Annotated in this window: 6 protein-coding genes; 1 reads left to right on the top strand and 5 read right to left on the bottom strand. The window is 70.8% G+C overall.

Annotated elements, in window-relative coordinates; genetic code table 11:
- Positions 1–188: 188 nt before the first annotated feature.
- The 5 genes from BH719_RS02470 to BH719_RS02490 form a co-directional block, all read right to left on the bottom strand.
- Positions 189–1,724, bottom strand: coding sequence for an amino acid permease (locus BH719_RS02470; protein ID WP_009743161.1), 1,536 nt, complete (start codon positions 1,722–1,724; stop codon positions 189–191).
- Positions 1,725–1,913: 189 nt separating this feature from the next.
- Complete coding sequence (locus BH719_RS02475) at positions 1,914–2,693, bottom strand: ABC transporter ATP-binding protein (protein WP_009743163.1); 780 nt, start codon at positions 2,691–2,693, stop codon at positions 1,914–1,916.
- 9 nt (positions 2,694–2,702) lie between these two features.
- Complete coding sequence (locus BH719_RS02480) at positions 2,703–5,012, bottom strand: ABC transporter permease (protein WP_009743164.1); 2,310 nt, start codon at positions 5,010–5,012, stop codon at positions 2,703–2,705.
- Positions 4,994–5,674, bottom strand: a complete 681-nt coding sequence (locus tag BH719_RS02485; RefSeq protein ID WP_009743165.1) for a TetR/AcrR family transcriptional regulator — start codon at positions 5,672–5,674, stop codon at positions 4,994–4,996. The genes BH719_RS02480 and BH719_RS02485 overlap by 19 nt, the downstream gene beginning before the upstream one ends.
- Before the next feature lie 372 nt (positions 5,675–6,046).
- Complete coding sequence (locus tag BH719_RS02490) at positions 6,047–7,315, bottom strand: hypothetical protein (protein WP_157098154.1); 1,269 nt, start codon at positions 7,313–7,315, stop codon at positions 6,047–6,049.
- On the opposite strand from BH719_RS02490, the gene BH719_RS09795 reads away from it, so the two are divergent.
- Positions 7,304–7,501 (top strand): hypothetical protein (locus BH719_RS09795; protein ID WP_216818692.1); only part of this gene is annotated, 198 nt, incomplete at its 3' end. The genes BH719_RS02490 and BH719_RS09795 overlap by 12 nt on opposite strands.

Consider the following 7,501-nt stretch of genomic DNA (forward strand, 5'->3'; position numbering starts at 1 on the left):
TTCACCTTTCCCGCCAACCACCGCGGCGGGGTGCGGACGGGGCCAGCGCGCAGCCGCAGCGGCCCCGGGGATCCGCGCCCCACCAGTCGCGAGGACCCACGAGGAGCGCATTCTCAGGCCGTCGTCCAGCGCCAACGGACAGCTGCCCTGGAAGCGGCGTTGTGAGGAACCAGCCAGGCGCCCCTGCGCTACTGGCGACGACGGCGCGACATGTCGTCGACGCGCACGCCCTTGACGTCCATGTCGTCCAGGGCGACCACCCGGTCGCGCTTGACCAGGTGGAACCCCAGCCACACGATCAGGAACAGGGGCAGGCCGATGTAGGAGGGCAGGACCTCCATGTACGTCCCCTGCACGAACGCCTCGTAGACCTGGCCGATCATGATGATGATGCACATGGAGAAGGCCAGGATCGGCCCCGCCGGGAAGAAGGGCGAGCGGTAGGGCAGGTCGTCCAGGGAATACCCCTGGCGCACGTAGGCGCGGCGGAAGCGCCAGTGCGCCGCGGCGATGCCCAGCCACATGACGATCCCGGACAGGCCGACGATGTTCACCAGCCATGTGTAGGCGACGCCCTCGCCGACCAGCGCCGTCAGGAATGCGCACCCTCCCATCAGCGCGGTGACGACCATGGCGTTGACCGGCACCCCGTGGGGGCTCACGTAGCTGAACACCTTGGGCGCCTGCCCCACTAGGGCCATGGAGTGCAGCATCCGCGAGGCCGCGTACAGCCCGGAGTTGCCCGCCGACAGGATGGAGGTGAGGATCACGGCGTTCATGATGGCCGCTGCGCCGCCGACGCCCAGGCGCGCGAACACCAGGGTGAAGGGGGACTGGGCGACGTTCGTCTCGCTGGCGGCCAACAGGTTCGGGTCGGTGAAGGGCAGCAGCGTGCCGATGACGGCGATCGCCCCGATGTAGAAGATCATGATGCGCCAGAAGACCGCGCGGATCGACTTGGGCACGTCCTTGTGCGGGTTCTCCGACTCACCCGCGGCGATGCCCACCAGTTCCGTCCCCTGGAACGAGAAGCCTGCGATCATGAACACGGCGACGACGCCCAGGAACCCGTTGTGGAAGGGGCCGTCCTCGAGGGTCCAGTTCGTCAGCCCCGGGTAGGCCGATCCCATCACGCCGAAGATCATGGCGACCCCGGCGATCAGGAAGACGACGACGGTGACCACTTTGATGGTCGCGAACCAGAACTCCGCCTCGCCGTACACGCGGGCGGAGAGCGCGTTGAGCATGACGAGGAACGCCAGGAAGCTCCCTGCCCACACCCACGAGGGCACGGTGGGGAACCAGTAGGACATGACCAGGCCCGAGGCCACCAGGTCGGCGGCGACGGTGATCGCCCAGTTGAACCAGAAGTTCCACCCCATCGCGAAACCGAAGGAGGGGCTGATGAACTTCGTGGCGTAGGTCTGGAAGGAGCCCGCGATCGGCTGGTGGGCGCTCATCTCGCCGAGGGACTGCATGAGGAGCAGGACCATGATCCCGACCGCCGCGTAGGAGACGAGGGCGCCGCCCGGGCCCGCCTTGGACACGGTGGCGCCCGAGGCGACGAACAGGCCGGTGCCGATCGCGCCGCCGATGGCGATCATCCGCATGTGGCGGCCGGAGAGCTTGCGCTTGAGCTGGGTGCTCCTGCCCTCCTTCGAGGCGATGACCTCGTCGATGCTGGGACCGGTGTCTCCTGCTGCGGAGGGTGTGTTCTCACTCATGCCGCGACTCCTGGGTTGTCCGGGCCGTTCCCGGCCCTCGGTGCGCTGCCATTGCTTGGCCCGCCTTTTTCGCTTCCTTGACTGTAGTCCACCGGGAGGGGTTCCGGCACCCCTCCCCACATGGTGGCCGGTCGTTGCGGAACGAGGCGGGCGCCGGGCGACCTCCCGCGCGCCGCACCCGCGGGGCGCTCACACCGAGTGGCGGTGCAGGGCGGCGGCCACCGTCTCCAGGCGGGCCTGGGCCGTCTCCTCCTCGTAGGGCCCCAGGCGCAGATCCTCGACGATCCCGCCATCGACCAGGACCAGCACACGGTCGGCGCGGGCCGCGACGCGCGCGTCGTGGGTGACGACCACCATCGTGGCGCCGGAGGCGTGGACCCGTCCGAACAGATCGAGGATGGAGGTCGCCGCGGAGTAGTTGAGCGCCCCCGTCGGCTCGTCCGCGAAGAGCACCGCGGGGTCGTTGATCAGGGCCCTGCAGATGCCCGCGCGCTGCAACTGCCCTCCCGATACCTCGGTGACGCCGCTCGAGGCGCACTCGCCGATCCCCATCTCCTCCATGAGGGCGCGTCCGCGCCCCACGACCTCCTCGCGCGGGCGCAGCTCCGCCAGGAACCCCGGAAGGACGATGTTGTCCAGCAGGTTCAGGGTCGCCATGAGGTGCGCCTGCTGGAAGACGAAACCGAACTCCGTCAGCCTCAGCGATGCGAGCTCCTTCTCCCCCAGCCCCGTGATCTCTCGTCCGCGCGCCGTGACCGTGCCGGAGTCGGGCCGGTCCATTCCGCTCAGGCAGTGCATCAAGGTCGACTTGCCGGAACCCGACGGGCCCATGATGGCGACGAACTCCCCGTCGGCGATGTCCAGGTCGAGGCCCGCCAGAACGGGCGTCCCGTAGGACTTGTTCAGACGGCGGGCACTCAACGCGGGCGTCGCGCCCCCGGTCGCGTTGCGGCTTGTCGCGGTGGTCATTGGCACTCCTCAGTCGGTGTCGGTCAGGGTCATGGAGGGCAGGGGCCTGAGCGCGAGCCCCACTGCCACGGCGGTGGCGCACAGGACCGCCGCCGGCACCACCACGCCCATCAGCAATGGGTCGGCCAGCAGGTGCAGATCGGGGGCACCGCGGTTCGCGAGGACCAGCCCCACGGCCCGTTCGCCGGCAGTCGCCGCCATCACGACCCCCAGGGCGACCCCGATCACGGCGACGAGGCCGAAGCGCATGAAGTACTGGCCCGCGATGGAGCGCACGGTCGAGCCGAGGGCCCGCAGAACAGCGATCCTCCCGCGCTCCCGGGCGAGGACCAGGACGGAGTAGAGGGCAGTGATGAGGAACGCGAGCCCGAGGGACACCGCGAGGGCCATCGCCGCCAGGACGTCCACTTGCGACTGGGTCGCCCCGAAGAGTTGCGAGGCGTACTCGCCCATTCGGACGATCTGCGCCCCCGGGTGCTCGCGCGCCAGGTCCTCCGCGGCCTCCCCCGCGTCCTCCCCGTCCGCCACGTCCGCGTACATGAGCTGCCACAGCGCGGGAGTGGCGTCGTCGAAGACCGCCTTCGCGGTGAGCCCGTTGTTGGTGATGTCCTGGTACACCCCGACGACCGCGAGATCCCTCTCGCCCTGGGAGCCCTTGACCGTCACTGTCGCGCCGACGGCGGCGCCCGCCTCGGCCGCCTGGCTGTGGGACAGGGCGATCTCCTGGTCGTTCAGGGGAGCGCGCCCCGACATGTAGTTCACCGGGAAGGCGCTGTGGTCCCCGATGTCGATGAGCACTGGCGCCCATGCGCCGTCCTTGTTGCGCATCGTGTAGTCCTTGCGCATGATGACGACTTGCTTGGCGATCCGCGGGTCGGCGGCGAAGTCGTCGGCGATCTCCTCGATGTCCGCGGCGCCTGAGCGGACATCGACCCTCAGATCCGCCTGGCCCACCCCCAGGTACGTCGCGCTGCGGGGGTCGCCGAGGGTCGTCGACACGTTCATGGGCAGCACCGCGGTGAAGGCGCACAGGGCCAGGACTCCCATCAGGAGGGCGTTCGCGGGGCGCAGCGCCTCGCGAACCCCGAGCCACGCGTGCGGGCCGAGCAGACGGGCGCGCGAGAGCCTCCACCGGAGGCGCGGGCGCCCCGCGCCTCCACTGGTCCCGCTGCGCAGCGCCTCAACGGCACTGATCCTGCCCATTCGGCGCAGGACCAACCACGCGGAGCCGACGACCACCGCCACCAAGCCCGCCGCCACGAGAACGGGCACCACGGCGCCGCCCGCCGTCGTCGGCGGCGTGCCGAGGTACACGGTGGTCGGCGCCAGCAGGGACGAGGCCAGCGGATGGGACAGCGCGTAGCCGGCGCAGCCGCCCGTTGAGGCGATGACCGCGTACTTGAGCGAGTAGAGGCGCCGGATGCCCGCCTGGGGGGCGCCGATCGCCTTGAGGACCGCCACCTGGGGCAAGTCCGCCTCCAGGGCGGCCAGGACCGTGTAGCGCAGCGCCAGCACCGCAACGGCGGCGAGCACTCCGGCCACCACCAGCGCGACTGCGGCGATCAGCATCGTGGACAACGCGTTCATCAGCTGGATCTGCGCCGCAGTCACCGCGATCCCCGTGCTGGGGAGCCCAGCGGCCTTGTACTGCTCGCTGACGGCGGCGGCGCTGGCCCCGTCGGCCAAGTCGAACTCGATGAGGTACTCGACTTCTCCGATGTGCTCGTCCAACGAGGAGAAGTCCTCGGGGTTGACGACCAGCCGCTTGGAGGGGACCATCGCGGCGTTCATCTGCGCGTCGCGGAGGAAACCTGCCACGCGCAAGTCGATCCGCCACTCCCCCGTGTCCACCGTGACCATGTCCCCGGCCTGGGCGAGGCCCGCCGCCTTGTAGTGGACCGGCAGGTAGACCTGCCCAGGACCGGGCAGCACGCGGTCGCCGTTCTCGTTGAGCAGCAGATCGATGTGCTCGGGCGCGGTGACGAAGGCGGGCTCCAGGTACGAGGAGGCCTGCACTGCCCCTCCGATGGAGAGCTGCGCCCTGGGGACCGGCAGTGTCCGCATGACCATGTGGTCCTCGACGTCCGCGCGCGAGTCCGCCCATTGCGCGATCGCGCGGGAGTCCGCCTCGCCGGTGTGCATCTGGACGAGATCGGGGACCCTGGCGCGCTCCGAAAGGCGGTCCGCCGCACTGACCGTGTCGATGATGAGCGAGGCGCTCGCGGAGGCGAGTGCCACCGCCAGCGTGACGAGGCCGACCAGCACTGCGGCCACCGCGCGCCCGCGGGCGAGATCGGCTTTCAGGAGTCTGAGCAGCACTGGGGCGCCTCCGCATCGGTGTGGGGGATCGGCTGGGGGCCGCCGGACGCCATGGAGGCGAAAGTCCCGGGCTCGCAGCCGAGCAGGGTCTCCGCCGCGTGGACGAGCCCGCGGGTCCGCCGCGCCAGCTCGTCGTGGTCGCCGGTGAAAATGCCCTCGTCCAGCAGCATCCCCGCACTGGTGAGGAGGATCTCGACGGTCTCGCGCGGGTGGGGGGTGGAGAAGACGCCTTCCACGATCCCCTGTTCGACGACATCGGTGAGAACGGGCGCGAGGGCCCGGACCATCTCGACGATGGTGAGTATGTGGAACTGCGCGTTGCCGCTGGCGTGGAGCTCCTCGGCGAGTTCCCGCTCGGGCTGATCGACCCGGCTGGCGGCCACCACTGCCGCGAACTTGCCGATCGCGCCGCCCGGCCCTTCGGCGACGGCCCTGGCGGCCGAGGCGGCCCGCTGGGTCGTCCTGCCGATGATGGCCCGCAGGATCTCGTCCTTGGAGGAGAAATGGTAGTAAAGGGTGCCTTTCGCGATCCCGATCTCGGCGATGATGTCCTCGACGGACGTGTTCTGGAAGCCCTTGGCGATGAACAGGCGCTGCGCCGTGTCGAGGATCTCCGCGCGGCGCGACGGGGCCGCTTTGGTGGAACGGGGTTTGGGTGCCATATCTGCTCCCTACTCGGGCGCGTCGAGCGCTCTGGGACGACTTAACCGACCGACCGTCAGTCGATAACGGTCACCGTACTCCCCTTCCCCTTTCGTGTCAACGCCCTTCCCGCACCCCCGACGAGGCGCGCCCGGACCTGTTGCGCCTCTCTCCACCGGCGTCCCGTCTCCGACGGGACGCGGCTGGCCCTGCGGAAGCAGGCGGGGCGCGGCCCGCGATCCGACAGCGCGCCCGCCCGGATGAGCGCAATACGCTGGCGGGGGCGGGGGCCGTAGTCCCCGCCCCCGCCGTATGGGCCGCTCCGCCGCACCGGGCCGCGATGGGGCGCCCGGCACACCGATCAGGATGGCACTGGCGCGGATCAGCGCCCCCTACTGGTAGGGGTTCGTCGTCCCCGCCTGGTACGGGTTGGTCCCTCCTGGCTGGTACAAGCGGCTCTCCCCTCCCGTCTGCGCCGACTGCGCCGGACCGCCCGCTCCTGGCTGGGAGCCCGCGGCTCCGCCTTGGGGCTTCTTCAGCCCCAGGGCCTGGAGCACAGTCGCGACCACCATGAGCAGCATGGAGAACAACCCGATGTACCAACCGTATGAAAGAGTGAAAACAGCCAAGCCGTTCCTCGCCGTGACTACCCAGATCGCGACAACCGCTATGTCCACGGCCGCCACGCCGCCGAGGACCACCGAGGCGATGAGTGCCCACCGCTTCTTCAGGAACCACGAGGCCAGGGCCACTACCACGACCGGGACGGTGCCGATCATCAGAACAGTGCCCTGCAACACGCCGAAAAGGGGCAGTTTGACGTCCTCGTGGGCGAGGTAGGGAAGGAAAACGCTGCCGATCGCAACCGCTGAGGCGACGAGCAGGCCGAGGAACGCGATCAGCCGACGCCCCGAGCCCCCTTTGTCCGCAGTCGTGCCCCGCGTCCCCTGCCCCTGCGGACCGGCCGACCAGTCGGATGAGTACTGGCCGCTGTAGGAAGGCGCCTGCGGGTTCGCCCCCTGGGGGTTCCACTGGCCCTCTCCGAACTGTGGAGCGCGGGCCTCCGCCGACTGCGGCTGCCACGGCTCCCTCTGCCCCTGCGGGGCCGCGAAGGATGCCTGCGGCTCCTGAGGACGCGGTGAGTCCTGCGAGGCCTGGGCGTGCCCGTCGGGCTGCGCCCCCCATACGGGCTGCGGTTCCGAGTGGGGCAGGGCCCCCGATGCCCCGGCCCACGGATCCTGAGCGGCCCCGGGGCCGCTGGGCGCCTGGGGCTGCGCGCCAGAGTGCGCCCCAGCATCGGCCTGCGCCTGCGCGTCGGACTGGGTCCCCCAGGCGGGTTCCGGCTTCGCGGGGGGCTCGGCCGCCGGCGCCTCCGCCTGCGGTTCCTGGGCGGCCCAGGGCTCGCCGGGAGCCTGGGCCTGCGTGTCGGACTGGGCCCCAGCACCAGTCTGCACTTGATCCTCGGACTGCGCCCCAGCACCAGTCTGCGCTTGATCCTCGGACTGCGCCCCAGCACCGGCCTGCACCTGCGCGTCGGACTGGGTCCCCCAGGCGGGTTCCGGCTTCGCGGGGGGCTCGGCCGCCGGCGCCTCCGCCTGCGGTTCCTGGGCGGCCCAGGGCTCGCCGGGAGTCTGCGCCTGCGCGTCGGAGTGCGCCCCCACATCGGCCCCAGCCTGCCCACCGGGCTGGGCGCCCCACGCGGGCTGGGGCTCCGCGACCGGCTGGATCCGCGCACCGGGCTGGCCCCACTGACCCTGAACGGGCTGAACCTGCCCACCCGGCTGGCCCCACTGACCCTGGACCGGCTGAACCTGCCCACCCGGCTGGCCCCACTGACCCTGGACCGG

This window comes from Pauljensenia hongkongensis, assembly GCF_001746855.1.
Taxonomy (GTDB): domain Bacteria; phylum Actinomycetota; class Actinomycetes; order Actinomycetales; family Actinomycetaceae; genus Pauljensenia; species Pauljensenia hongkongensis.